Below are 25,674 nucleotides of genomic sequence, written 5' to 3'. Positions count from 1 at the left end.
ATAACTACGCATCTTTGGACTATTTTATAAATATATTTGGTATAACAATATCAAAAAAAACAGGCAGAAATAACATTCAAAAAGCATAAAAAAAGCTCAAAAAACCAGCTAGTAACCCGTTTGTTGAGCCAATAAATACGTCTAAAAACCTCAAATAGTTCCCGCTATTCGACGACGAATTGATACTGCAAAAATATAAAACTTTTGTATAAAACCATCTCAATTTGCTTGTTTTTTTGTAACAAACCACAAAAAAGATGAAATAACATTAATACAAACCACAAAACAAGATGTATGTACCAAAAGGAACTCCAAAATAGCCAAAAGTATTTTGTTGGATAGACAAGCGTGATTTGTTATTTTCACATCTGTATTTTATGTAAAATTAGATTAAATAATATAAGAAAATAAAACAATAAAATTTTGTTTTTACGCTATTTTTTCAAAAGAAATAAAGCTTGGCTTTTGGTAAAGTCATTATTTTTTATAATTTTGATTTGGCAATTTGGAAAAGTAATTGCATAGAAAATACATCTTATCAAATGGGCATATATAGATTGGTAAAAATAAGAACCAGCTAATTTTTTATTGTTAATGAATACTTTTTTGGTATAATTTGAGATAAATTATTGTAAATGAACCTAATAATTTACTCTAAATAGCATGTAATAAACCCAACATTTTACTACTTTTGAAAAATATTTAATTCAATTACAAAACAGATGATTTTAGACAACGAAAACCAGAAACTCAAAGTCCACGAATGGATTACTAAATACAATGAAGAGGGGACACTAGACGTTGTTACAGGATATTTTACTATTGGAGCATTGGCATTTTTATCAGAATGCACTAACGATAAAATAGAAAATTATCGTTTTGTATTGGGTGATATTGTAAACTTTGATAAAAAAGTAAAAGCACTTGATTTGCTCAATGAGCGCATCGATATTGACACTTCATTTCAGTTAAACAGATTAGCAAAAGAAGCTGTAGCTTTTTTAGACCTAAAAAAAGTGAATGTAAAAACGCTTGAGCCTAATTTTTGTCATGCCAAGTTGTATTTAAAAACAGCTAAAAACGATGATAGAAATCATTATTTCATCTCAGGAAGTTCCAATTTAACTGAAGCTGGAATTGGTCAGAAAACTACAAGTAATGTAGAATTAAATATTGCCGAAACAGGCAATAACAACCAATACAAAGAAATGGTAGATTGGTTCAATGATTTATGGAATAGACCTCAAGCTCATTCCAAAAAAACATTGATAAATGAAAATGGTAAACTTACGCAAAAAGATTTTAAACAATATTTAATAGACGAAATATCAAAACTCTTTGAAATATATTCTCCAGAGCAAATTTATTATAAAATCTTGTTTGAATTATTTCATAAAGAACAAGACAATCCCGAAGTGGAAAAACAGTTGATAAAACTTGAAGATACTATTATTTTCAATAAACTCTATGATTTTCAAAAAGGCGGTGTTCGTAGTTTAATCCGAATGTTGAATAAATACAACGGTGCTATTCTAGCTGATGCGGTGGGTTTAGGAAAAACATGGAGTGCTTTGGCGGTCATGAAGTCATTTCAACACAAGGCAGATGTGTTGTTGCTATGCCCCAAAAAATTAGAACAAAACTGGAAACAATATATCAAAAAAAGCGATTCCATTTTTGAAGACGATAAATTAGATTTTGATGTAAAATATCATACCGATCTAAGAGATGGGGGTTTCAGCGATAACTTTTTGCAATATTTATTAAATGACAAATCGAAATTGTTGGTCATTGACGAAAGCCACAACTTAAGAAACGATAAATCCAGCCGATACAAGTATTTAGTGGAAGAAATTCTCCAAAAATCCAAAGGTGATATCAAGGTGCTTTTGCTTTCCGCTACACCTATTAATAATTCGTTTAAAGACATTAGAAATCAATTCAAATTGATGACCAAAGGAGAAAATTCAGGCTTTAAAGATAGTTTAGATGTAAACAATATCGAAAGTACTTTTAGAGAAATTCAAACCGTTTTTAATAAATGGAGTACAGAATCTGGTGCAAAACTATCTGATTTTCATAACAAAATAAAAGACAGTGCTTTTTTTAGATTAACTGACCATTTGCTAGTAGCAAGAACTCGAAAAAATGTGAAATCAACTTTTGATACTACGCTTTCATTTCCAACACACAAAAAACCGATTAATATTTTCAAAACGCCGCTTCAATTTGGCGATGTGGAAAATTTTGCAGAGTTAATGGACAATATGGATTTGAATTTATCGGCTTATTTACCGGTAACCTACACTTTTTCAAAAGCGGAAAGAGAACAAATTGCTAAAGAGAAAGCAGAAAGAAAAGCTAAAAAAGAAAAAGCTAAAAAAGATGAAGTTTTAAAAGACGATATGCAACGCGAACATTTTCTTGTAAAAATGATGCTGATTTTAATGCTAAAACGATTGGAAAGTTCTTGGTCTTCTTTTCAAATTACGGTGGACAGAATTTACAATCATCATGACAATGCTATTAAAAAAATAAATCAGTTCCAAGAACTCAAACAAAAACAAACTATTGTTATAGACGAAGTAGAATTTATTAATGATGTACTAACAGAACAAGACGAAGAGGAATTCCAATTATTAGAAAGTCTTTCTTTAGGCAAAAAAACGAAAATAAGTCTAAAATCTATTGATGAAGCTGATAATCTTGATGAATTTAAAAAAGCTATAAATAAAGATAAAATTATTTTAGGCAACATTCGAAGAGCTTTATTAGAATTTGAAAATAATTTTAATAAAGAAAAAGAAATAACTTCAATAGATACAAAACTGGAAGAGCTTTTAAAAATCATCATAGAAAAACAAAAAAACAGCAATAAAAAAATCGTTATTTTCTCTGCCTATAAAGATACGGTGGAATACCTTTTTAATCAATTGAAACAAAGAGGTTTTTCCAACTTTGCGATGGTGGCTGGAGACGAAAATAAAGTTTGGAACGAAACAAAATCGAGTAAAAAACACGAAACTGTTTTAGAGCGTTTTGCTCCTTATACCAAATTATTCAAAGAAAAAAACTGGACAAATTTTGAACCTTCATCAAAAATTTTATCAGATGAAGATTGTTACACCGAATGGCAAAAATACATTCAAGAAAACGAACCAAAAGCAGTTGAAAAATTAAAAAATCCAATTGATATTTTGATTACTACCGATGTGTTGAGCGAAGGACAAAACTTGCAAGATGCGGATATGGTAATTAATTATGATATTCATTGGAATCCTGTTCGTGTCATTCAGCGTGTGGGTCGTATTGATCGTATTGGGTCGCCAAATAATGAAATTCAAACCATTAATTTTTGGCCCGCAAAAGATATTGATGGCTACATCAAATTAAAATCTAGGGTCGAAAAAAGAATGGCAATCATGAAAGTGGCTGGTTCTGAAGTAATTAATGAATTTACAGACGATTTTAATGAATTAGCCGAAGCAAGGAAACTAGAAGACCAACAAAATGCGAATATGCTACGCCAAATGGAAACCACTATGCAAGATATTGATGGCGAACAAACGTTAGGTTTTGATGATTTTTCTTTTGATAATTACCGTCAGTTATTGCAAAACATTTTGAATCAAAAGAAAAAAGAATTTGAAAATATGCCCAATGGTGTTTTCTCTGGAATCAAAATAGAGCATAATCCCGAAATGCAACCTGGTATTATTTCACTTTTGGGCTATCCTGCACAAAAAAAATACAATCCCGAAACGAGTTATCTCTCTTATGAGTTGCTATACATTGATTTGCAAGGCAATCAAATTTCTAATAATCAAAAAGTAATATTGGAACAACTCAATAAAAACTATACCTTACCAAGAACAATAGACCCAAAAATTGAAAGTGGCGATACCAAAGCTATTGAAAATTTTAGTAATGCCTTGAAAATTTGGATTAAAAATCAAGCCAAAACAGAAATTGAGATGGAAGATGGTACTAAAAAAGAAGTTATTTCCAAAGCTGGATTAGATTTAATCAATCAATTAAAGAACAATCCAAAACTAACTTTAGGAAAAATCAAGACCGAAGGCACTATTTCTGAAAAATACAATTTTGATAATTTTGATTTAATCACTTGGTTAATCATTAGTTAGTTATGAATTTCACAACTCTTATCAATCAAATCGACCAAACCCACCTAGCTTTACAGCAAAATGCGGTAAAAGCGGTAAATAGTCACATCACGCTAAGGAATTGGCTGATTGGATATTATATTGTAATATTTGAACAAAATGGCGAAGACAGGGCAAAATATGGTACACAACTTTTGAAAGAAATAGCGAAGTCATTAAAAATCAAAGGACTTGGAGAAACTAATTTGAAGCAATGTAGAACCTTTTTTCAAATTTATCCTGAAATAAGTCAGTCATTGACTGACATTTTCAGTAATGTTCCGTTAATCATTGAAAATAAAATAAGTCAGGCACTGACTGACGAATTGGTTTTAAATGAAATAAGTGCTAAAAATGAGGTAAAATTTGAGTCCATTACTACTAAAAATAGTTACTACAAACAAATTTTTACTCAAATATCATATACTCATTTTGTTGAATTAATCAAAATAAAAGAACCAACCAAACGCAAATTTTACGAGTTATCCATCATCAAAAATACGCTTTCTGTTCGTGAATTAGAACGTCAAATTGCAACTTTAACTTATGAAAGGGTAGGCTTGTCTGCAAATACCGATTTAGCTTTCAAAGAATTGCAAAATAAAATAATTCCAGAAACCACCAATGATGCTATAAAGTCCATTTATTTCTTTGATTTTTTAAACCTGCCTAATGCACATCTGATTCAAGAGAATCAATTGGAAGAGGCTTTAATCAACCATCTTGAAAAATTTATTTTAGAACTTGGAAACGGATTTTGTTTTGAAGCCCGACAAAAAAGAATTTTGATCGATGACGAATATTATTTTATAGATTTGGTTTTTTATCATAGATTATTAAAATGCCATATTCTTATTGAATTGAAAGTGGATACATTCAAACACGAACATCTTTCGCAACTCAATAGTTATGTGGCTTGCTATAATGATACCATTAAACAAACAGATGACAACCCGACTATTGGCATTTTACTTTGCACCAAAAAAGGAAATAAAATGGTAGAATATGCCCTTGCTGGCATGGAAGAAAAACTTTTTGTGAGCAACTATCTAGTACAATTGCCTCCAAAAGAACAATTGATAGCCTTTATTGAAAACGAATTGAAAAATATATAAATAATGAATTTAGACAGCAATTATAAAAACTGGATTTCGGATTTAAAAAATAAAATTCGTACCGCACAAATCAAAGCTTCTTTGTCTGTAAACGAACAGATGATTATGTTGTATTGGGGAGTTAGTGGTTTTTCTCAATCTAACTTGTATGTAATGCGAAGATCTTATTTATTTTATAAGAATTCACAATTAGTCCACCAAGCTAGTGGACAATTGCAAGATAATGATTTTCAGTCTAATATAATTTTACAGCAAGCAGCTGTAAATTTGAATGCCAAATTAGTCCAGCAACCTGTTGGACAAATTGAAAACACTGAAATACAATTTAAGAACTAGAAAAAGAATTAAAAAATATATAATATATGAACCTATTACACGATTTTAAAACCAAACCATTTATTGATGCTGTACAATCATTTTTTGAAAAATTGAAGGTACCATTTAATGTTATTTCCGATTTACAAACCGAACCTGAAAATATCATTGGAGACAAAAAATGCAACGAAATAATCTCTGCTATTTACCCTTTTGGTATTGTAACAGATGGTATTTTTGATGGTAAAGAAACTACAATTACTCAAGCCGAATTAAATGAAGATAAATATGTTGGTATTTTGCTTTTTGGTGTGGAGCTAACAAAATCCAACCCCACACGCTCTGATTTAGCCGAAATTACCCGACAAATCAATAGAGCTTATAGCCAAATTCCAGTGGTAGTAGTATTTAGGTATGCCGATAAAATTACTTTTGCCAATGCAGAACGCCTAAAATACCTTAGAAAAGACAAAGAAGGAGATAAAATTGGCCAAAAAGTAGCCATGCTGAAAGATATTGAAATAAATAATACGCACCGTGCCCACCTTGATATTTTAAAAGAATTAGCCAAACACAATGCCAAAACTTTTGAAGAATTATATAAATATTGGCAAGAGAAACTCAATACAAAAGAACTGAACAACAAGTTTTACCAAGAACTTTTTAAATGGTATTTGTATGCCAAGGACAATGTTGTTTTTCCAAATGATAACCAAGAAGAAGCAGACAAATACTTATCTGAATCTTTGATTCGGTTTATTTCTCGTATGCTTTTTGTATGGTTTATGAAAGAAAAAAGTTTGATAACTCACAAACTTTTTGAAACAAATGAACTGAAAAATATACTCAAAAATTTTGAGGAACACGCAGATAAAAACATTTATTACAAAGCTATTTTACAAAACCTGTTTTTTGCTACGTTAAATGTACCAACAGAAAATAGAAAATGGATTGACGGCAAAAAAAGAAACAAAGCCCAGCAAGGCGACCCGCTTATTTATCGTTACGAAAACGAATTTATCAATAGCAATGATGTTATCAATAATATTTTTATGAAAATCCCTTTTCTAAACGGTGGTTTGTTTGACTGTTTAGATGATAGAGAAAATAATATTTTTACGGATGGTTTTACCAAAAACGAAAAAAAACAACCCCAATTTCCAAACTTTTTATTCTTTGGAGAAAAAAAAGAAATAGATTTAAGCCACCATTTTGCCGATGATGCCAAAGAAAAAAAGAAATGGCAAAATCAAACTATATTGGGAATTATTGATTTATTGAACAATTATAAATTTACCGTAGAAGAAAACACTCCTTTAGAGGTTGATGTAGCACTAGACCCCGAATTGCTAGGTAAAGTTTTTGAAAACCTTTTGGCAAGTTTTAATCCAGAAACCAAGGCAACTGCCCGTAAACAAACAGGTTCTTTCTATACTCCAAGAGAGATTGTAAATTATATGGTAGATGAAAGTTTAAAAGCCTATGTGTCTTCGAGCATCAAGTGTACTTCGAGCTTCCAGCTCGAAAAAAAACTTGGACCTTCTAGCTCCAAGTACAACCAGCACGAAGAAAAACTTGGTGCAAGAAGCTCCGAGTACAACCAGCACGAAGCACACTTTATCACCGATGGATATTTCGACCCAAATAATGAAATAATTATTCATAAAAAGAAACTTCCACACTGGCAACAAGAAAATGTATGGTATTTTGTAACATTTCGATTAGCTGACTCAATACCAGAAGAGAAAAAAGAAGAAATCAGAAGAGAAAGAGAAATTTGGGATAAAAATCATAAAAACAAAAAAGAATTTACAAAAGAAGATTGGATCATGTATAACAAACTTTTTCATGAAAACACTGAGAGATTATTAAATTCGGGTTATGGAAAATGTTTGATGAATAAAAAAGAAAATGCAGATATAGTTGCAAACGCATTATTACATTTCAATAACGAAAGATATATTTTAGACGAATGGGTAGTAATGTCAAATCATGTTCATGTATTAGTAAAACCAATCGGTGAACATTATTTGGGAGATATTTTACATTCTTGGAAATCATTTACTGCCAATGAAATCAATAAAAGAGAAGGTTTGTCTGGGCAATTATGGATGACGGAATCTTATGATCACATCGTTCGCAATAGAGAATCTTTTAACGCTATTAGATATTATATTAGAGAAAACCCTAGTAAAGCAAAAATAACTGTATTTCGAGCTTCTAGCCAAGAACAAACTGTACTTCGAGCTTCTAGCTCGAAAGAATTTCAAAGTACAGTTTTAGAGTTGTTTAGTATAACAAGTCATGAGCAGATGAGTGATACACTCCGAGCTAGAAGCTCGGAGTACGTTCAGGCACTTTTCAACTGCAAAATTTTAGATCCAGCTTGTGGCTCAGGAGCTTATCCGATGGGTGTGTTGCACAAAATGGTACAGCTAATGACCATACTAGACCCCAAAAATGAGCATTTGAAACAAATAATGAAAGAAAAAGTTATTGGTGAAAAAATAGTAGAATTAGAAAGGGACAAAAAAAGCATACAAGGATTGAGCGACGTACAAGTGCGACAAAAAGCTTTGGAAGCAGTAGAAGAGCGGTTGCAGAGTTTAGAAAAAATTTTCAACAACGAATATATTTTTGACGATTATGCACGCAAGTTGTACATCATAGAAAACTGTATTTATGGTGTTGATATACAACCTATTGCGATACAAATTTCTAAACTGCGGTTTTTTATTTCGCTTTTGGTAGAGCAAAACAAAAAAGAAGACCAACCCAATTTTGGCATAGAACCCTTGCCCAATATGGACTTTAAATTGGTAGCTGCCAACACCCTAATTGCCCCACCACAAGAAGACAAAGCCGACCAAACAGGGCTTTTTGCCGACCAAGACCTGTTTTTTGAAACTTTTGAAAACCTAGCACACGACTATTTTACGCTACACACACCTGAAGAAAAGAAAACCAAAAAACAGGAAATTATAACATTAATTAAAGAAAAAATAGAAGAAAAAAAACGATTGATTGCTTCTTCACGCGATTTTGCAAAACTAAAAGACAGCGTAAAACTATGGGAAAGCTACCAAAACCTCTTTAAAGAAAAAGCAGTAGGTTTTTTTGAAACCAAATACTTTTTCCCGAAAGTGAAAGAGGGTTTTGATGTGGTGATTGGGAATCCGCCTTATGTGAATGTTGAAAAAATTGATAAAAGCATAAAAGATAACATAAGTAAATTTAAAACAGCTTATCAAAAATATGATTTATATGTATTATTTTATGAATCAAGTTTAAATTTATTAAAAGAAAAAGGATTATTAAATTTCATTACCTCTAATAAATTTTTATCACAAGGTTATGGATTAAAATTAAGGCAGTTGTTTTTAGAAAACAGAATTATTGAAATCATTAATTTTAATTTTGATGTGTTTGAAACGGCAACAGTTAGAACGTGTATTTTTCATTTACAAAAAAATAAAACTGTTGAGAATACTTTAAAAATAATTGATATAAATACAAAAGAAGATAATCATAAATTTGAAAACAAAGAATATCAATTTTTAAAACAAAATATTTTTAATGAATTAGAAGAAAATAATTTCAGAATTAATTTAACTTTAGATAAGGTAAATTTAATCAATAAATTAGAAATTGATACATTAAGAGTTGATGATATATGTTCTGTAAATTATGGATTAAGACCAAGCAGTGAAAAATTAGGTCTAAAAAAAGAAGATTATATTTTTGAAGAAAATGTAAAAGGAAATTTTAAAAAGTATTTTGAAGGTAAAGATATGGGTTATTGGTTAGTAAATAAATATTCATATTTGAATTATCAACCAGATGAAATTTATAATCCAATGTTTAAAGAATTATTTGAATATGAGAAACTTGTTGGCATCAGAACATTAAGTGATATTGGTAAATTACGTTTCATTTATGACAACAAAGGTTTTTATTGTAATGATTCTGTTGTTAATTTAACACTTTGGCACTTATTTGAAAATGTTAATTATCAAACAATAAGAAGAACAATTACAAAAGATAAAATAAATAATTCTAAAAAATATAGTTATCAATATTTACAAGGAATATTAAATTCTAAAATAATTAAATTTTATGTAAATGAACTTTTATATGATGGAACGCATTTTTATCCTAATCATATGAAACAACTTCCAATCAAAATTTCAAATTCAGCTTCTCAACAACCCTTCATCACTTTGGTAAATGAGATTTTAGAAATTAAAAAGTTTGGAAAAAAAGAAGATGAAAACGATAAGGATACAACAGGATTGGAGCATCAAATAGATGTAATGGTCTATCATTTGTATGGTTTGAGCTATGAAGAGGCTTGTGTGATAGACAATGGTTTGAAAGAGGAGGACTATCGTACCTCGAGCTTCCAGCTCGAAGCATAGTGTAGTCAAAGCATCTAGCACACAAACTCTAAGCTAGAAGCTCAGAGTACAAAACACCGAACCTGACTAGATGCTCAGAGTGCAAAAAACCGCCCAAGACATCAGCCATTTAGAATACAAAATAGATGTAATGGTGTATTATTTATCTCACCAAGTGTTTATTTTAATAGGTGTTCGATGACACGAGCTGTTAGCGAACTGGCGAAGCATTTTCAATTGTATGGCTTGAGCTACGAAGAGGCTTGTGTGATAGATGTAGCATTGAAAGAGGAGGACTACCGTACTTCGAGCTTCCAGCTCGAACCTTAGCGTAGTCCAAGCATTCAGCACTCAAACTCTAAGCTAGAAGCTCAGTGTACAAAACATTGAATGGGTTTGATCTACGAAGAGGCTTGTGTGATAGATGCAGCATTGAAAAGAGAAGATTTTGAAAAGTATAAAATGTAAAAATTATGGCAGAAAACAATAAAAATATAATACGTTCTTCATCGGTAGAATATTTAACATTTATTGCAGCTACTGGCGATGGTGGTGTAAATGCTATTTATCAAGAGGACAACATTTGGTTATCACAAAAAATGATGGGAGAGCTATATAATGTAAACGTAAGAACCATTAACGATCATCTTCAAAAAATATTCATTGACAACGAATTACAACAAGATTCAGTTATCCGTAATTTTCGGATAACTGCAAATGATGGTAAAAATTATAACACCAAACACTACAGCTTATCTGCCATCATTGCAGTTGGATATAAAGTAAATTCACAGCGTGCCGTTCAATTTCGTAAATGGGCAACTCAAATTGTACAAGAGTTTACCATCAAAGGATTTGCCATGGATGACGAACGATTGAAAAACGATGGCACTATTCTGGGCAAAAAGTATTTTGAAGAGCAATTGCAACGCATCAGAGAAATCCGATTGAGCGAACGAAAATTCTATCAAAAAATTACGGATATTTATGCAACAGCCATAGATTATGACCTGAGTGCTGAAAGCACCAAACGTTTTTTTGCAACAGTTCAAAACAAATTGCATTGGGCTATTCACGGACAAACAGCAGCAGAAGTCATTTTTGATAGAGCTAATCATGAAACTGAAAATATGGGTTTAACCACCTGGAAAGACGCACCCAAAGGAAAAATTCAAAAATTTGATGTTTCAGTTGCCAAAAATTATTTAACAGAAAATGAAATGCAACAATTGCAACGTTTGGTTTCTGCTTATTTAGATATTGCCGAAAGTATGGCTTTAAGACAAATACCCATGACTATGGAAGATTGGGAAAATAGGTTAAACAAATTTATAGAAGCCACAGACAGAAGCATACTACAAAATGCAGGTAGTGTAACAGCGGAAATGCAAAAGCCCATGCCGAAAGTGAATTTGAAAAATATAGAATTATTCAAGACCAATTGTTTGAAAGCGATTTTGATAAAGAAATAAAAAAACTAAATGAATAATAATCAAATCCTCGAAGGCAAAAAACCGCCCATGATACCAGCCATTTGGAGCATCAAATAGATGTAATGGTTTATCATTTATCTCACCAAGTGTTTATTTTAATAGGTGTTCGATGACACGAGCTGTAAGCGAACTGGCGAAGCATTTTCAATTGTATGGTTTGAGCTATGAAGAAGCTTGTGTGATAGATGTAGCATTGAAAGAGGAGGACTACCGTACTTCGAGCTTCCAGCTCGAACCTTAGTGTAGTCCAAGCATCCAGCACTCGAACTCTAAGCTAGAAGCTCAGAGTACAAAACATTGTATGGTTTGAGCTATGAAGAAGCTTGTGTGATAGATGTAGCATTGAAAGAGGAGGACTACCGTACTTCGAGCTTCCAGCTCGAACCTTAGCGTAGTCCAAGCATTCAGCACTCAAACTCTAAGCTAGAAGCTCAGTGTACAAAACATTGAATGGTTTGATCTACGAAGAGGCTTGTGTGATAGATGCAGCATTGAAAAGAGAAGATTTTGATAAATATAAAATATAAAAATTATGGCAAAGATAGAAAACAATGATTTGCTTCAAAAAATTGTTTCCTTAATAGAGGAAGCAAAGGATAACGCCATTCGCTCTGTTGACTTTCATCGTGTGCAATTGTATTGGCACATTGGCAGATATATTTTTGAAGACGAACAACAGGGCAAAGAGCGCGCCGAATACGGAAAATATATAGTCAAGTATTTGAGCCAAAACCTTACGCCTATTTACGGCAGTGGATTTAGCACGCGACAATTGTATCAATCTATTCAGTTTTACAAAACTTTTCCAATTGTGAACGCACTGCGTTCACAATTGAGCTGGTCTCAATATCGCTTACTTATCAGATTAGAAGACGAGGATAAACGTACATTTTATATTTATGAAAGTGTAAAAAATCATTGGACTTCAAGACAATTAGAACGTCAAATCAATAGCCATTTATACGAACGTTTATTATTAAGCAACGATAAAGAAAGTGTGTTGGCAGTAGCCAAAGGCGATAAGTTACCCAGCGAAGCCAAAGAAATTATAAAAGACCCAATGACATTAGAATTTTTAGGACTTCGCAGAGAAAGTGCTTACTACGAAAAAGACCTTGAAGGTGCCATTATCACGCATTTACAAGAATTTTTATTAGAATTAGGCAACGGATTTTCATTTGTAGCACGCCAAAAAAGAATCTTGCTCGAAGACGATGAGTTTTTTGTAGATTTAGTATTCTATAATCGAATTTTGCAATGTTTCGTCATCATCGAAATCAAAACGCATAAAATTACCCACCAAGACATTGGTCAACTCCAAATGTATGTCAATTATTTTGATAGAGTAGAAAAACTCAAACACGAAAATAAAAGCATTGGCATACTATTATGTGCCGATAAAAATGATTTGTTGGTAAAATTTAGCTTACCAGAAAATGAAAATAATATCATAGCCAGTAAATATGAATTGTATTTACCAAGTGAAGAACAACTTTTAAAAGCCATTAATATTGAAATGTATAAAAAATAATCAAATCTTATAAAGCAAAAAACCGCCCACAACACCAGCCATTTGGAGCATCAAATAGATGTAATGGTTTATCATTTATCTCACCAAGTGTTTATTTTAATAGGTGTTCGATGACACGAGCTGTAAGCGAACTGGCGAAGCATTTTCAATTGTATGGTTTGAGCTATGAAGAAGCTTGTGTGATAGATGCAGCATTGAAAGAGGAGGACTATTGTACCTCGAGCTTCCAGCTCGAACCTTAGCGTAGTCCAAGCATTCAGCACTCAAACTCTAAGCTAGAAGCTCAGTGTACAAAACATTGAATGGTTTGATCTACGAAGAGGCTTGTGTGATAGATGCAATATTGAAAAGAGACGATTTTGAAAATATAAAATATAGAAAAACATGAATAACACAAAATTTATTTTAGCAATTTTTGATTATAAAAATGGATGAAAAATATGAAAATAATGATTTTATCCAAAGTTGCATGGTTTACTTTCGAACAAAAATTTTTAGAAATAAATCAGTTCAATTATCAAAATGAATGTTATTGATTAGGGTTTTTGAATCAGATTTAAATAGTTATCCTTATACAGAGAATATTATTGAAGATGCTATTTATGAAGTAATACAATCAGATCATAAATGGTTTTTTGATACTAATCCACTTATTGTTCAGTGTATAGCTGTTGATCCCGCAAATATTCCAACAATAACGAGTAATTTTGCAAACGAAATAATATACTTGGAAGACCGAATATCGTAATATTATAAACACAAATCGATGTCATGGTGTATATTTGCATGGTATAAAATACGAAAAATCTTATCCTAAGGCAAAATAACTTCGGGAGAAGTAACAGCAAATGCCATCAAAAAAAGCCGTATTTTGTTTCATCCATGTAAAAAATTGCGTCAGTTTTTGAAAACCGCACAATTCAAAAAAACCAGCTAGTAGCCCGTTTGTAGAGCCAATAAATGGCCGTCTAAAAACCTCGTGTGTGTTCCCACACTTGAGATTTTTTTTTGGCAGCAAAAAAAACCTCAAAGATTTTGAAATTCTTTGAGGTTTGTTGTGTATTTGGTATTATAACACATTTATTTTACAATTGTAACCCAAAATCCTTTTGTTCTGGCCAATACACTATGGTCATACATGGCCTCGCATTGTAAGCCTGGCAAATAATAAGTGCCCAAATATGAGGCATTCAAAAGGATTTTAAAAGTTTTGGTTTCACGGGATTTGAGAGCAAAATAAAAATGGGTTCTGTCATCTCTAATGTCTATATAATCGGCCACATTATGAGTTGCTTCGCCAAAATCGGTATAACGGGTGTTTACTATTTCAAAACCTGAAGGTAAAATTTGAGACAACGCCATATTGGACACCATCTCGTTTTGCAAATTGGTAATTTGTACCTCTGCAATGAGCTCTGTTCCTTGGTTGATTTTTGCCATTTGAAGTTTTTCCCCTTTTCTGTTTTTAAATACAACTTGAGCAACTAAGTTATTCATTGCGGTTTGTTCCTGCCCAATAGGCAAAATACCCGATTGCATTACTCGAACATAAACGGTGTTATTATGGTTGTTTTTGACAACCATACTGTTATTGCCAGAGGTAACCTCAAGGTCTCTATTTGCAGTAGCTTTGGTCGTATAAATGCGATCGGATTTGCCATTTTTTGTCCATGCCATTTGGATACCTTTGCCTCCATTGACTTGTGCAAATTTTGACATGGCATACAAACAATAAGCCGTTGTTTGGGTACTCATCCATTCGTTAGTAGTCATTTTTTTTGCTAATTTTTGTGCCATTATAAAGGATTTTTGTTGCTGTCCTAAAAGGATTAGGGATTCCAAAGTCATAGCAGCATTCCGTTCTGCCGAACCATAGTAATTGTAAACCTGATGGGGATTTTCGTTTGGCTCTATTTGACTTTTCAACAATAAGGCATTGCCTGCGGCTTTTTGTCCTGCCAAGGTATAGGTGGCCGCAAGTCGAAGTTTGGCTTCGTTGGAAATGTTGTTGGTTTCTCGAAGTCTGTTCATAGACGCTAAATCAGGATTACCAGACAACGCCAAAGTATATAAGCGATAGGCTTGTGCCAAATCGTTTTCAAAACTCGACTCAAACCGCCAATTTTTAGCCGTTTTTTGTTGGAACGAAATCCATTTTTGTTTGAAATTTAGAGGCAATACATAACCTTTCTTTTCAGCTTCTATCAAAAAGTGTCCTGCATAGGACGTGCCCCAATCGTCTGGATTGGACTGCCCTTGCCAATAGGAAAGACCGCCACTTGGCAATTGAAATCCAGACAATCTGTTGATTCCTGCTGTAACATTTTTTTGAATCATTGCCAAGCGGTTCGCATCTATATCGCAAACATCGGACAAATACAATTGTGGAAAAACGGACGACGTTGTTTGCTCTACACACCCATGCGGATAAGCAATTAAATATTGTAAACGATTATTGAAATTCAAATTTGGCATAGACGAAACTTCTATTTTTGCAGCATTACTTCCATAAATACCAAATGTTTTCCACGAAATAGTTTGACTAGCATGAGGAGCAACCACAACATCTGTGTATAAATTTGTTATAGGGTTTGGATTGGTCATGTCTATCGCTACATCATATACAGATCGTTCTTTGCCCGAAGTAGCAATAACTTGAATTTTGCCAATACCAGTGGCTTGTCCTACCGCCAAATCAAAATAAACCATTTTTTCGTCGGGTTGGTTGAATGTTAGTTTTTGAGTTGTATTGCCCAAAACACGAATTCCGTTATTGGTTTTGATTTGTATTGAAACATTTTTTACGTGTTTTTCCATTGCAAAAATGGTAACAGGAATGGTAACCCTTTCAGCTGGTGATATTTTTCGGGGTACAGATGCTAATGCCATTAATGGACTGCGAACAGGAACGGCTTTTTCTGTGCTTCCATAAGCATTTTGCTGGGCATTTGCAGCCACTACCATGGCCCTAACCGAGCCAATGTATTTTGGAAGTTTAATCTGATGGGTTTTACTATCGCCTTTGCCTAAACTAAAAGGGCCAAGGTATATCACAACTGGTTTAAAACGATTGGCTTTTTTGGTTTTGCCACCACCCAAATCCTGATCGCCTCCAATGCTAAAAATTTGGTTGATTTTGCCGCCATAAGCTCCAATCACGTTGTCGTATATATCCCATGTTTTTACACCAAGGGCTTCACGGGCATAGAAATTGTCCCACGCATTTGGGGTTTTAAATCTGGTTAAATCCAGCAGTCCTTCATCTACAAGGGCTATGGTATAAGTCATGCTTTTACCTGTTTTTTCGCTTACTTTTAGGTTAAAATTTTGCTCTGGTTTCAGTACTTCGGGCATGGTTATTTGCGGTTGCAAAATAGTATTTCTATCTATTACGGCTATGGGCACAATGCCATACATCCTAATGGGCGAATCGTTTTTAGTAAAAGCATGGGGTTGCAATAGAGTAATGTTAAAATATACGTTGGGAGCCATATCTGCAGTTATCGGAACGGACACTTTGGTTTCGCCAGCCGTAGTTTTTGCCCAAATGGTTTTGAGTACTTTTGAACCATTTTCAATGGCAATCAAAGCCCTACCTCCTGCACTTGATGGAAAAGCAATAGTGGCTGTTTCGCCAACGGCATATTCTTTTTTGTTTGTCGAAAAAACAAGCATATTGGCCGATGTAGCATCTGTGTTGCGGGTTTTGCCAGACCATGATGGCCAATCGATGTTTACACTACTCGAAGTGGCATGTCCTCCTGAAGGATCGCTTATTCGTATCAAATAACGGCCCCATTCTTCGTCTTTCAACGAAAATTGAAAACGTCCTTTGCCTGATTGGTCGGTACTGATACTAAATGTCTTAAAAGCAGTATTTGCATTTGAGGTATTGTAATTTGAAATATTATCTTCAGATGCGTCCCACCACCAACGCCATTGCACCTTAAAAATCGAAACTTCCAATTGTCGGTTTGCTTTTGGCTGTCCATTTTCATCTACTGTTACTACTTCAAATACATTATTTTTGCGGGTTTCTAGCATTTGATATGGGGTCAATTCAGGAAGTTTTAGTCCCACATAAGTATGATAGGGTGCATATTGCATTGCTACAACATCTGTACTAAAATCGCCACCTTCTTCAAATACTTTGGTAATCATGGCTGCTCGTAAAAGTCCGGGTGCCTGACCTTGTATTTTAGGCTGTATAGGGATGCTTACCTTGCCAGCTGCATCCAATGTTCCAGAAAAAATCGTGGTTTCTTCGGTATTGAATTTGCGAGTTTCATCGTCAAAAATGTATTTTTCATAATGCTTAAAAACAGTGGTTTGCTCAGAAAATTTGGCTTCCATAACCACTTTCAAATTTTTTGCCACAGCACCATGTAACCAAGCAACTTCCAAATTATCGGTGTTTTGATGGGCAGCAGACAAGATTGGAGCCTGAAATATGTTTTTGATTTTCAAACGATTGGGTTTGATGGTTTCAATTTTAATGTTTTTATAAAATTTTGCTCCACCAACACTTACAACAGCTTCCCAACTGCCCGTTGGGGCATCGGCATTTGTAGGCACTACAAAACTATAATGATTAAGTTCGTTGGTTTTTTGAACCGTTTCATAGGTAGTTTTGCCATTGGGATCGTTCAACTTGAACTTTATCGGATGGCCTAGTGGCAATTTGTTGGCTTGGTCATTTAAAATAAAGGATAAGTATAAATCATCGCCAGGACGCCAAACCCCCCTTTCGCCATACAAGTATCCTTTGAGTCCTTTTTGCAAAACCTCGCCCGAAACATCAAAATTACTTACCGATAACGAAAGCCCATCATCTAATTTAACATAGGTAGCTTGTTTGCCTTTTGTAACAATAGCAAAATAAGCAAAGGTATCCAGCTTAAAAGTAGCAAAGCCTTGAGAGTCGGTTGATTGCGAGCCCAGTTTTTGTTGTTGGTAGCTGTATAAGGTAACGGTGGCATTTTCTATTGGAGTGGTATCTACAATATTGGCTACCGTAAAATGATAGCTTTTGTTTTCGCCACGTTTTGCTATTACCCCTAAATCTGAAGCTAATATATTGGTACCCACACGGGCATTGTAAAAATAGGAATCGCTACAAGGGTCTTGGCTTTCTCTCCATTCAAAATCGTCATAATAATAGTCGTCATAACTATCGCTATAATTAACGTCTTTTTCATCAATAGCTTCCTCTTCTACGGTGTTGGTATCCGTTGTACTATCGTTGCATTTGTACAACGAATATTTTTTGTTGAAACTCATTTCAACTCTATAAATAGCACCAGGCTCGGGTGTAATTATTTTAGACAAGTCCAAGCTATAAGCATTCCATTTGGTGTTTTGTAGCAATTGGTTTTTGTTCAATTCTATTTTTGATTTTGCAATGGGTTGTGCTACACGTTTTAAATTTCTGGCACCGTTGAGTTCGTTTTCTTGTAAAAATTGCAGGATGTTGTTTTTGTAAATTTTATAAACTTTTACATCAACAGCACTCAAATTTACGGCCTCAAAATTGATTTTCAAATTATTGGAACTAGGCAAAATAGTGCCATTTTTTATAAACCGCACATCGGGTTTTAAGGGTTCTAAAGAGATGGAATTAGTGTAATTTTCTTTCATTTTTGTACCATATTCGCTTTCAATGCCTTGAAAAACTTCAATTTTCAAATGTGATAGATTGACTTCGGGTGTGTCGTTTTCAGGGGCATCTGCTTCTATCACAGTCGCAATCGAGTCTGTAACGGCCATTACAGTATCTACCACAATGGCGGTCGTATCGGAAACCATAGCTATGGTATTGACTGGTTCAATGGGTTTTTCTAGTTTGTTTTCGCCATTAAAATATACTTTTAACACATTGCCTTGTGCTGAAAATTTCAAATTTTTTGCTTGTTCTATCGATACCAATCCGCTAAAATCTTGATTTTTTTGCAAAGGTTCCGAGAAGTTGATGCTGATCATTTTGACATCGTCTTCGGGTGTGTCTATTGCCACAATTTTAAATTCGTTTTTGGCCGAAATGGCATATTTGAAACTGCCTTTTTGGTCTATGCCAAAATCTGTTCCGTCATATTCCACTTCAATTTCAGAGGCGTCGTCTGATCTTTTGATTTGATCGATAATCAATTTGAATGCTGTACCTGATTTTACATCTTCTTCAAATTTTATGGGCAAATTTTCTCCATCTTGCTGTGCATGAATGATTTTTTTGGCCGTTTCGAGCGACATCACATCGGCCGTTTTCAAAACAGCGTTTAGGTATTGTTTGTCGGGGCTATAGGATTGAATATCCAACGTATTGATAATAAAATCTTGTTTGATGGTTTGCACCGTAAAGTTAAAATCTTCACACTCTTTTGGAACGGCTTTGATTTTAGATACATGAAGTGTAACTTGATACGTGGTTCCCGATTCTAATTTTTCATTGGGTACAAATGCAACAATATGTGGCGAAAGTGCTACTACCTTGCCCTCTATGCTCGGCGAAATATCAAACAAGTCATTGTCCAGAGGTTGATTGGTTTTCCAGTTTGGGTTTTCAAAAGCCAAAACAACCCTAATGTCTGATTGTGCGGCAACGAGACCTCCAGAAAAACTGGTAATGTAATTTTTGAATTTGGACAAATCCGAATTGAAGTCGGCAGGAGTTTTGTGGCTACAAGCCATAACGAATAAAATAGTTAAACAAGCGGTAACTAATTTTTTTGCATTCATTTGTAATAAAAAATTAATAGTAAGAAAATAAATTTTGGTGCTTTTTTTTTTAATTAATATCCTATCAAAAAATACAAAGTAGTTCATTTTGAACGAAGTGTATAAATTTTAGAAAAAAATCAATTTTGTAGTAAAAGTAAATATTATAATTGAATATCGGCTTATAAAAAACGAAAAAAAACAGAAATATTTTTTTAAAGAAAAGGTTTATAATAATTTGCAAATTCAACTTTAAAACGAGCTAATAAATAAGGATAATAAAAAATATTTTGAAGTTTGTTTTTTTTGGAATTACATTTTAAAATAGCAATAAATGAAATTTTTAAGTGATTATTTTCATTTAATACAAAAAAATATTGAAAAAAATGCAATAATTGAAAAAAGCAAAAAGTGCCGTTTTTTTATTATTTAAAAACAATATAAATAACAGCGAAAAGGTTGTAGTTAATATCAAATTCATGTACTTTTGTGATGTAATTTATTAAAAAATTTAATCAAATCTTATGGCAAAATCTGCATTATTGAAGTCGTCAATAGCAAAAAAAATTGCTATGGCGCTTTCAGGACTTTTTTTGATGTTGTTTTTAACGCAACATTTTTTTATCAATTTAACGTCTATATTTAGTCCTGATACGTTCAATGAGATTTCTCATTTTATGGGAAATAATCCATTGGTTCAGTATGTTATACAACCAATACTTATAGTTGGGGTGGTTTTTCACTTCATTATGGGTTTTGTGTTAGACATCAAAAACCGAGCTGCACGTCCTGTGGCTTATGCAAGTTATAACGGAGCAGCAAATGCTTCATGGGCATCTAGAAATATGATCATTTCTGGATCGGTAATTTTAGCTTTTCTTGGTTTACATTTTTACGACTTTTGGTTTCCAGAAATGGTTTACAAATATGTAGAATGTAATGAGTTGGACGCTACAAGATACTTTCATGAGCTTCAAGCCAAGTTTGAAAGCCCTGTAAGAACGGGTATTTATTGCTTGTCTTTTGTGTTATTGGCCATGCACTTGTGGCACGGTTTCAGTTCGTCGTTTCAATCTGTTGGAACACGTAACAAATACCAAGAAACATTACAAAAATTAGGTCATGCTTTTGCAATTATTGTTCCTTTTGGATTTATTGTAATTGCTTTATTTCATCATTTCAACAATTAATATTATATTATAATGGCATTAGATTCAAAAATACCAAATGGTCCTATAGCGGACAAATGGACAAATTATAAAGATCATATTAATTTAGTAAATCCTGCAAACAAACGTAATCTAGATGTGATTATCGTAGGAACGGGACTTGCTGGAGGTTCTGCAGCAGCAACGTTGGCAGAATTAGGATACAACGTAAAAGCCTTTTGCTTTCAAGATTCTCCACGAAGAGCACACTCTATTGCGGCTCAAGGAGGTATCAATGCAGCCAAAAATTATCAAGGAGACGGAGATTCTACCTTCCGATTATTTTATGATACCGTAAAAGGTGGTGATTACCGTGCTAGAGAGGCCAACGTACACCGATTGGCAGAAGTATCGGCAAATATTATAGACCAATGTGTGGCTCAAGGGGTGCCTTTGGCTCGTGAATATGGCGGATTGTTGGACAACCGTTCTTTTGGTGGAACATTGGTTTCCAGAACTTTTTATGCCAAAGGACAAACAGGTCAGCAATTGTTACTTGGAGCATACTCTGCCATGAACCGTCAAATTGGGCGTGGAAAAATTAAAATGTACAACCGCCACGAAATGCTAGATTTGGTAGTTGTAGATGGAAAAGCTCGAGGAATTATTGCCCGAAATTTGGTAACTGGCGAAATAGAAAGACACTCGGCTCACGCAGTAGTTATTGCATCTGGAGGGTATGGCAATGTATTTTTCCTTTCAACAAATGCCATGGGTAGCAATGCCACAGCAGCTTGGAAAATTCACAAAAAAGGAGCCTATTTTGCCAATCCTTGTTACACACAAATTCACCCAACTTGTATCCCTGTATCTGGCGACCACCAATCAAAACTGACCTTAATGTCTGAATCATTAAGAAACGATGGAAGAATTTGGGTGCCTGCCAAGTTAGAAGATGCAAAAGCCATTCGTGAAGGCAAATTGAAACCCACTCAAATAGCCGAAGCCGATAGAGATTATTATTTAGAAAGACGTTACCCATCCTTTGGAAACTTGGTACCTAGAGATATTGCCTCACGTGCTGCAAAAGAAAGATGCGATGCTGGTTTTGGTGTAAATAAAACAGGCGAAGCCGTTTATTTGGATTTTGCCGCTGCCATTCAAAGATATGGAAAAGACCAAGTAAAAATTAAAAACTTGGACGAAAACGATCAAGCCTTGATCAAAAAATTAGGTACAGATGTAGTGGCCAACAAATATGGTAACTTATTTCAAATGTATGAAAAAATTGTAGATGAAAATCCTTATGAAACACCAATGATGATTTATCCAGCCGTACACTACACCATGGGGGGTACTTGGGTAGATTATAATTTGATGACCACAATTCCTGGATGTTTTTCTATTGGAGAATCTAACTTTTCTGATCATGGTGCCAACAGACTTGGGGCATCTGCCTTGATGCAAGGATTGGCCGATGGCTATTTTGTATTGCCATACACCATTGGCGATTATTTAGCTCCAGATATTAAAATGGGTAAAATATCGACAGATTTACCAGAATTTATCGAAGCAGAAAAAGCTGTCAAAGCACAAATAGACCAATTTATGAATAACAAAGGTTCCCATTCTGTAGATTATTTCCATAAAAAATTGGGAAAAATCATGTGGGACAAAGTAGGAATGGCTCGAAATGCAAAAGGATTATCTGAAGCTATCGAAGAAATTGCAGCTTTGAGAGACGCATTTTATAAAGAAGTAAAAGTACCAGGAACAGCCAATGGATTCAATCAAGAATTAGAAAAAGCTACCCGTGTAGCCGATTTCTTGGAATTGGGTGAATTGTTTGCCAAAGATGCTTTGCACCGAAACGAATCGTGTGGTGGACACTTCCGTGAGGAGTATCAAACTCCAGATGGAGAGGCACAGCGAGATGACGAAAATTTTGCTTATGTAGCAGCTTGGGAATATAAAGGAAAACCAAGCGATGCCGTGTTGCACAAAGAGCCTCTTGTATTTGAAAATGTGAAATTGGTACAAAGAAGTTATAAATAATTTGGTCAAAAGTCAAACGTTTAAAAGTATAAAGACCTTTTTGTCTATAAACTTTTGATTTTCGACTAGATGACATTCAAACTAAAAAGATATGAAACTTACATTAAAAATATGGCGTCAAGAAAACGCCAAAGCACAAGGACGGATTGTTGAATATCCGATAGACGGAGTTGAACCAGACATGTCGTTTCTTGAAATGCTCGACGTTCTAAACGAACAATTGAATAATAAAGGCGAAGAGCCTGTGGCCTTTGACCACGATTGTAGAGAAGGAATTTGTGGCATGTGTTCGTTGTTTATTAATGGCGAAGCTCACGGACCAGACAGAGCCGTTACTACTTGCCAGTTGCACATGCGAATGTTTAAAGATGGCGATACAATCTTTATCGAACCTTTTAGAGCCAAAGCCTTTCCGGTAATCAAAGACTTGGTTGTGGACAGAAGTGCCTTTGATAGAATCCAACATGCAGGAGGATTTATCTCTGTAAATACCTCTGGAAATACAATTGATGCCAATACAATTCCAATTAATAAAAAAGATGCCGATGATGCTTTTGATGCGGCCACTTGTATTGGTTGTGGTGCTTGTGTAGCCACTTGTAAAAACTCTTCGGCCATGCTTTTTGTGGCTGCAAAAGTGTCGCAGTTTGCACTATTGCCACAAGGTAGAGTAGAAGCCACAGACAGGGTGTTGAATATGGTAAATCAAATGGATCATGAAGGTTTTGGTAACTGTACCAACACTGGAGCATGTGAAGTAGAATGTCCAAAAGGAATTTCATTAGAAAACATTGCCCGTATGAATAGAGAATACATTACAGCAAGCATCAAAAAATAATATAATTTGAACTTGAATTAAAAAACCCAAAATCATTGATTTTGGGTTTTTTTTATGGAGTTTGGATGATTTATGGCTCATATAAAATAATTGGAGAGGATACTGTCCTAAAAAAGTTGTAAAGTTTTTTTTGTACTTTTATAATTCTAAATAAATATACAATTATGAACTTTACACACGCTATAAATTTCGGAATTATTATTGGAAATTGCAAATTCAGAAAATGCCACCAATTTGCAAACAGCCAAAGGACCCCCTTCAGTGTCTGGGGGGCTCTTATACTACTACCACCCCGACCATTTGGGAACTAGTACAGCTTTGACAGCTATTTTTGATAATGCATACCAAATCAGAGATTCATCGAACTCCGCTGAAAAAAATACCAAAGTGAGATAATTTTTCTTAAATTTGCCTTTTGGAGAAATAACATTCATCGAACACCGCTGAAAATAAACGCTTGTGAGATAGACAATGGCACAACAACTAGGCAACAACTATTACAACAGCCCCTACAAGTTTAACGGCAAGGAGCTAGACGACGAAACAGGGTTTTATTATTATGGGGCAAGGTATTATGACCCGAGAGTGAGTGTATGGATGAGTGTGGATCCGATGGCGGAGAAGTATCCAAACATATCTCCTTATGTTTACGTTGCTAACAATCCTATCAATGCTATAGATCCTGATGGTAGAGATATTATAATTTTATCTCATGGTCCAAGAGGTAAAACAAGTATTGATGGCGGAAAAACAAATGCACATCCACATATTGTTGGTCATATGTCTGTATTAATTGGGAACGATAAAACAGGTTGGACCTATTTGTCGTATGATTATGATAATGGGACAAACAAAGGAAGAGGAAAGAGTGGAAAGAATGATGTTTTTACAATACATAAATTTGACAAATTATCTGATTTTAAAAATTCAGAACATAATACTTTTAAAGATGATTATGACGATGGAAAAGGAACTAAAACATCACACAGAGATGCAGATGGCAATATTGTTCAACGGTATCAAAATGCTTATCAGATAAAGTCTGATGCTGAAACAGATGCTAAAATGATTGAAGCTGGAATTTCAATTTTTGATACTAAATGGACAGAAGTTAAAGAACTTGGTCAAGCAAATCAATGTACTACAGTAGCTGAAAAAGCATTAGACGCAGGAGGTTTAAAAAATGGTGAAAGATCTGATTTTATCCAATATCAAGCAAAGTCTGGAATTCCATACAAAACACATGAAATGAACTATTTACCAGCAACAAAGCAAAATGCAATAGAGAAAAAGAATAAAGGAATAGATGTTGATAACATAATAAGAAGAACTAATTAAATTAATCTTATATGAAAAATTTTTATTTATTGACTATTTTATTGATTTCAATTTCAATAAATTATTATACCAATTTTGGCTTTTTATTAGAAGGAAATCTAATAGGTTTATGGCTCTTTTATTATATTTTTATATTACCAATTGGGTTGATGTTATTTACATATAATGTTTATCGAAATTCAATTAATGTTAATAAAATTAATTTATGTGTTTTTTTAGCATATTTATTAAGCATTTTATTGTCTGGACTTGCTTTTTTTGATTTTAAGAATTTAGAAATATTAGGGGATGGAGCAACAAAATATGTAATAAAAATAATTTATTGCATTGCTTTTATAACTTCTTTAATCAGCTTTTTAATTTTCAAATATAAAATCAAAGCCCCTCGATAACTATATTTTTTGCCCCGCGCTGGTGCGAGCGTCACGTTCGTACCAACCATGTAATGATAATTAACCTTTTGCTAAGGCAATAAAAAAAGCTTTGGCAAAAGGTTTTTATAACATATAATAATTTGAAAATTATAAAACAGTAAGATGCTATCTACTACCACTGGTCTAGCCCCCTATA

16 protein-coding genes are annotated in these 25,674 nt (G+C 33.7%); 15 read left to right on the top strand and 1 reads right to left on the bottom strand.

Annotated features, from left to right (window positions below; genetic code table 11):
• The first annotated feature begins 722 nt into the window (after positions 1 to 722).
• From B0A58_RS04415 to B0A58_RS04385, 10 genes are all read left to right on the top strand, one after another.
• Positions 723 to 4,145 carry a helicase-related protein gene (locus B0A58_RS04415; protein ID WP_089080031.1) on the top strand — a complete coding sequence of 1,141 codons (3,423 nt, stop codon included), beginning with the start codon at positions 723 to 725 and terminating at the stop codon, positions 4,143 to 4,145.
• A gap of 2 nt (positions 4,146 to 4,147) precedes the next feature.
• On the top strand, positions 4,148 to 5,278 hold the full coding sequence (locus B0A58_RS04410; protein WP_089080030.1) for a PDDEXK nuclease domain-containing protein: 1,131 nt from the start codon (positions 4,148 to 4,150) through the stop codon (positions 5,276 to 5,278).
• A gap of 3 nt (positions 5,279 to 5,281) precedes the next feature.
• Positions 5,282 to 5,614, top strand: a complete 333-nt coding sequence (locus B0A58_RS04405) for a DUF1016 N-terminal domain-containing protein (RefSeq protein ID WP_089080029.1) — start codon at positions 5,282 to 5,284, stop codon at positions 5,612 to 5,614.
• A 26-nt stretch (positions 5,615 to 5,640) separates the two neighbouring features.
• A complete protein-coding gene (locus tag B0A58_RS04400; RefSeq protein ID WP_089080028.1) occupies positions 5,641 to 10,011 on the top strand; it encodes an Eco57I restriction-modification methylase domain-containing protein in 4,371 nt (1,456 codons plus the stop codon).
• 177 nt (positions 10,012 to 10,188) lie between these two features.
• On the top strand, positions 10,189 to 10,320 hold the full coding sequence (locus B0A58_RS16965) for a hypothetical protein (protein WP_260439117.1): 132 nt from the start codon (positions 10,189 to 10,191) through the stop codon (positions 10,318 to 10,320).
• Positions 10,321 to 10,463: 143 nt separating this feature from the next.
• The gene (locus B0A58_RS04395; RefSeq protein ID WP_243389443.1) at positions 10,464 to 11,462 is read left to right on the top strand and encodes a virulence RhuM family protein; all 999 of its coding nucleotides are present in this window, start codon (positions 10,464 to 10,466) and stop codon (positions 11,460 to 11,462) included.
• Between the two features lie 130 nt (positions 11,463 to 11,592).
• Positions 11,593 to 11,724 carry a hypothetical protein gene (locus B0A58_RS16960; protein ID WP_260439117.1) on the top strand — a complete coding sequence of 44 codons (132 nt, stop codon included), beginning with the start codon at positions 11,593 to 11,595 and terminating at the stop codon, positions 11,722 to 11,724.
• A 291-nt stretch (positions 11,725 to 12,015) separates the two neighbouring features.
• The gene (locus tag B0A58_RS04390; protein WP_089080027.1) at positions 12,016 to 13,014 is read left to right on the top strand and encodes a PDDEXK nuclease domain-containing protein; all 999 of its coding nucleotides are present in this window, start codon (positions 12,016 to 12,018) and stop codon (positions 13,012 to 13,014) included.
• Positions 13,015 to 13,124: 110 nt separating this feature from the next.
• Entirely contained in the window at positions 13,125 to 13,256 is a 132-nt protein-coding gene (locus B0A58_RS16955) for a hypothetical protein (RefSeq protein WP_260439118.1), read from the top strand.
• A gap of 284 nt (positions 13,257 to 13,540) precedes the next feature.
• Positions 13,541 to 13,762 (top strand): hypothetical protein, encoded by a 222-nt coding sequence (locus B0A58_RS04385; protein ID WP_089080026.1) that lies wholly within the window; start codon positions 13,541 to 13,543, stop codon positions 13,760 to 13,762.
• A 332-nt stretch (positions 13,763 to 14,094) separates the two neighbouring features.
• Here the strand turns inward: B0A58_RS04385 and B0A58_RS04380 are convergent, their stop codons facing one another.
• The gene (locus tag B0A58_RS04380) at positions 14,095 to 19,746 is read right to left on the bottom strand and encodes an alpha-2-macroglobulin family protein (RefSeq protein WP_089080032.1); all 5,652 of its coding nucleotides are present in this window, start codon (positions 19,744 to 19,746) and stop codon (positions 14,095 to 14,097) included.
• A 503-nt stretch (positions 19,747 to 20,249) separates the two neighbouring features.
• Here B0A58_RS04380 and B0A58_RS04375 point away from each other — a divergent pair.
• The 5 genes from B0A58_RS04375 (at position 20,250) to B0A58_RS04350 (ending at position 25,496) form a co-directional block, all read left to right on the top strand.
• Positions 20,250 to 20,915 (top strand): succinate dehydrogenase cytochrome b subunit, encoded by a 666-nt coding sequence (locus B0A58_RS04375; protein WP_014082738.1) that lies wholly within the window; start codon positions 20,250 to 20,252, stop codon positions 20,913 to 20,915.
• Positions 20,916 to 20,927: 12 nt separating this feature from the next.
• Positions 20,928 to 22,928 carry a fumarate reductase/succinate dehydrogenase flavoprotein subunit gene (locus B0A58_RS04370; protein WP_014082739.1) on the top strand — a complete coding sequence of 667 codons (2,001 nt, stop codon included), beginning with the start codon at positions 20,928 to 20,930 and terminating at the stop codon, positions 22,926 to 22,928.
• A gap of 91 nt (positions 22,929 to 23,019) precedes the next feature.
• Complete coding sequence (locus tag B0A58_RS04365) at positions 23,020 to 23,766, top strand: succinate dehydrogenase/fumarate reductase iron-sulfur subunit (protein WP_089080025.1); 747 nt, start codon at positions 23,020 to 23,022, stop codon at positions 23,764 to 23,766.
• A 471-nt stretch (positions 23,767 to 24,237) separates the two neighbouring features.
• Complete coding sequence (locus B0A58_RS04355) at positions 24,238 to 25,104, top strand: RHS repeat-associated core domain-containing protein (RefSeq protein ID WP_089080023.1); 867 nt, start codon at positions 24,238 to 24,240, stop codon at positions 25,102 to 25,104.
• Between the two features lie 11 nt (positions 25,105 to 25,115).
• Complete coding sequence (locus tag B0A58_RS04350) at positions 25,116 to 25,496, top strand: hypothetical protein (RefSeq protein WP_089080022.1); 381 nt, start codon at positions 25,116 to 25,118, stop codon at positions 25,494 to 25,496.
• The last annotated feature ends 178 nt before the right edge of the window (positions 25,497 to 25,674 follow it).

Origin of the sequence: Flavobacterium branchiophilum NBRC 15030 = ATCC 35035, assembly GCF_002217205.1 — a bacterium.
GTDB classification, from domain to species: Bacteria; Bacteroidota; Bacteroidia; order Flavobacteriales; family Flavobacteriaceae; genus Flavobacterium; species Flavobacterium branchiophilum.
Note: the sequence above shows the minus strand (reverse complement) of the source record. Positions and strands in the feature narration are given on the sequence as shown.

What these genes read in the sequence shown, in the direction of transcription:
- B0A58_RS04415 (WP_089080031.1), top strand. Translation starts at nt 723, where the DNA reads ATGATTTTAGACAACGAAAACCAGAAACTCAAAGTCCACGAATGGATT.
- B0A58_RS04410 (WP_089080030.1), top strand. Translation starts at nt 4,148, where the DNA reads ATGAATTTCACAACTCTTATCAATCAAATCGACCAAACCCACCTAGCT.
- B0A58_RS04405 (WP_089080029.1), top strand. Translation starts at nt 5,282, where the DNA reads ATGAATTTAGACAGCAATTATAAAAACTGGATTTCGGATTTAAAAAAT.
- B0A58_RS04400 (WP_089080028.1), top strand. Translation starts at nt 5,641, where the DNA reads ATGAACCTATTACACGATTTTAAAACCAAACCATTTATTGATGCTGTA.
- B0A58_RS16965 (WP_260439117.1), top strand. Translation starts at nt 10,189, where the DNA reads ATGACACGAGCTGTTAGCGAACTGGCGAAGCATTTTCAATTGTATGGC.
- B0A58_RS04395 (WP_243389443.1), top strand. Translation starts at nt 10,464, where the DNA reads ATGGCAGAAAACAATAAAAATATAATACGTTCTTCATCGGTAGAATAT.
- B0A58_RS16960 (WP_260439117.1), top strand. Translation starts at nt 11,593, where the DNA reads ATGACACGAGCTGTAAGCGAACTGGCGAAGCATTTTCAATTGTATGGT.
- B0A58_RS04390 (WP_089080027.1), top strand. Translation starts at nt 12,016, where the DNA reads ATGGCAAAGATAGAAAACAATGATTTGCTTCAAAAAATTGTTTCCTTA.
- B0A58_RS16955 (WP_260439118.1), top strand. Translation starts at nt 13,125, where the DNA reads ATGACACGAGCTGTAAGCGAACTGGCGAAGCATTTTCAATTGTATGGT.
- B0A58_RS04385 (WP_089080026.1), top strand. Translation starts at nt 13,541, where the DNA reads ATGTTATTGATTAGGGTTTTTGAATCAGATTTAAATAGTTATCCTTAT.
- B0A58_RS04380 (WP_089080032.1), bottom strand. Translation starts at nt 19,746, where the DNA reads ATGAATGCAAAAAAATTAGTTACCGCTTGTTTAACTATTTTATTCGTT.
- B0A58_RS04375 (WP_014082738.1), top strand. Translation starts at nt 20,250, where the DNA reads ATGGCAAAATCTGCATTATTGAAGTCGTCAATAGCAAAAAAAATTGCT.
- B0A58_RS04370 (WP_014082739.1), top strand. Translation starts at nt 20,928, where the DNA reads ATGGCATTAGATTCAAAAATACCAAATGGTCCTATAGCGGACAAATGG.
- B0A58_RS04365 (WP_089080025.1), top strand. Translation starts at nt 23,020, where the DNA reads ATGAAACTTACATTAAAAATATGGCGTCAAGAAAACGCCAAAGCACAA.
- B0A58_RS04355 (WP_089080023.1), top strand. Translation starts at nt 24,238, where the DNA reads ATGGCACAACAACTAGGCAACAACTATTACAACAGCCCCTACAAGTTT.
- B0A58_RS04350 (WP_089080022.1), top strand. Translation starts at nt 25,116, where the DNA reads ATGAAAAATTTTTATTTATTGACTATTTTATTGATTTCAATTTCAATA.